Origin of the sequence: Streptomyces sp. NRRL WC-3618 (assembly GCF_001280005.1) — a bacterium.
GTDB lineage: Bacteria > Actinomycetota > Actinomycetes > Streptomycetales > Streptomycetaceae > Streptomyces.
The window spans coordinates 1-1,678 of sequence record NZ_LGDW01000220.1 but is presented as its reverse complement, the minus strand read 5'-3'; the positions used below and the strand labels follow the sequence as shown (position 1 = coordinate 1,678).

General features: G+C 66.2%; 1 protein-coding gene and 1 pseudogene. One reads left to right on the top strand and one right to left on the bottom strand.

Annotation, left to right across the window (positions count from 1 at the left end):
• Window positions 1-128: 128 nt before the first annotated feature.
• Window positions 129-411, top strand: a pseudogene (locus ADL01_RS42265) (transposase); the annotation flags it as partial.
• Window positions 412-620: 209 nt separating this feature from the next.
• Here the strand turns inward: ADL01_RS42265 and ADL01_RS47820 are convergent.
• A complete protein-coding gene (locus tag ADL01_RS47820; RefSeq protein ID WP_199834874.1) occupies window positions 621-1,136 on the bottom strand; it encodes a hypothetical protein in 516 nt (171 codons plus the stop codon).
• Window positions 1,137-1,678: the final 542 nt, after the last annotated feature.

The following is a 1,678-nucleotide window of genomic DNA, read 5'->3' as shown; positions in this document are numbered from 1 at the left end:
GCAACCTTTTCAACCGCATGATCGGCTGCCTCCACCACTGCCTCACCAAACGCATCCGCTACAACGAAGCGACCGCCTTCCCCGCCTCAGCGGACCAACAACTCCCCGCTGCCGCTTGACAGATCAACGGCATCGGATGTCTGCCCCTGCACGACACCGCACAGAACCAGGTCTGGCTGGAGATCGTCTCCCTCGCACTCGACCTCCTCGCCTGGATGCCCATGCTTGCCCCCGACCGGCAAGACCCGCCGCTGGGAACCCAAAAAGCTCCGCCTGCGACTGTTCTCCGCCGCCGCCCAGATGGTGAACACCGGCCGCCGCCGCTGGCTCCGTTTCACCACGCGATGGCCCTGGACCGACGAAATCATCCGAGCGATCGACCGGCTCAATGCCTTGCCGAGCCCCGGCTGATCAGGCACGCCGACCGCCTCAATGACCCGCACCACCACACCGGAGCAGTGGAACCCGGCGCCCACCCGACGCGACAACCGAGCCGTCAACCTGCCCCAGCCCCGAAGAGGCCGCACCTCGCAAACACAGAGTCCCCGTCGGCTCACCGACGAGGACTCATGAACGATCGAGACTAAGCTCGTATCGGCCAGGGGCGTTGCGCTCTATCCCTATCTGAGCATGCAGATAAGCCTGGTGTTGCACGAGTCGCGGTCGGCGTCGACCCAGTGGCGGAACTTCGAGCGCTCGTACCCGGTCCGGTCCTCGGTCTGGACGTCACCGGGGTGGTGGGTCTGCGGCACGAACGCCTGGGGCGGGCCGCGGCCCTCCTCGACGCGGATCTCCGGGCGGCGCACGGCGATGTAGGCGCGGACCATCGAATACGTCACGCCCCGGGCGTCGTGCTCGTCGATCAGCCGGTCGAAGACCCGCTTGGCGGTATGCCGCTGCTTGCGCGGCGCGTCCAGGTACTCCCGCAGGATCTGGTCGATCGTCGCCTTGAACGGATCCAGACGCGAGATCCGGGGCGGAAGCTGCTTGCGCGGCGCCGGCCACACCGACTCCAGCGCCATCGCGACCGTCCTGCGGCCCACCCCGTACTTGGTCGACAAAGCCCTGCTGGACAGCCCTTCGACCCGAGCGTCATGGCGTATCGCCGCGTACAAATCGACCTTCGAAAGGGGCACTTGAGCCACCCAGGGCTAGCTGATGCACCCCGATACTCCCACCGCAAGGCCCCCTGTGGAGTCAAAACTCGGTTCTGGCAGCGATCACGGGGAGCCGTCACGGCGAGTGATGTTGCCGTTCGATTCGGAGGCGTCGCAGGGCTGTCGGCCGGGAGCCTGCCGGTACTCGGGGTATCCCGGTGCGGGTGTGCGGTCGGCTCGGCTGCTGGATGTGGCCGCCGGGCCCGCGCCGCGGGTTGTTCAGCCCAGCGTGGCCATCAGAGCGGTAGCACACGCATCCAGTCGTTTCTCCACAGCCCGCGTCGTCAGCTCCGTCTTCCCTCAGCGATGTCACGGTGCTGGCTGCTCTCGCTGTCCAACTCGACAGCGAGGCGCCAGATGTCAGCGCCTGACAAAGCAGCAACGTAGTCCAGCCATGCATTGCCTCTGCCGGTGCCGGCAGACCTAGCCTCGCGCTTTCACGAGGTGGGGTGTCCGAGGCTTGATCAAATAAGCGGAGAGTGCTCCTGACCTGCAACGATGGGACTTGTCTAGGGTCCTGT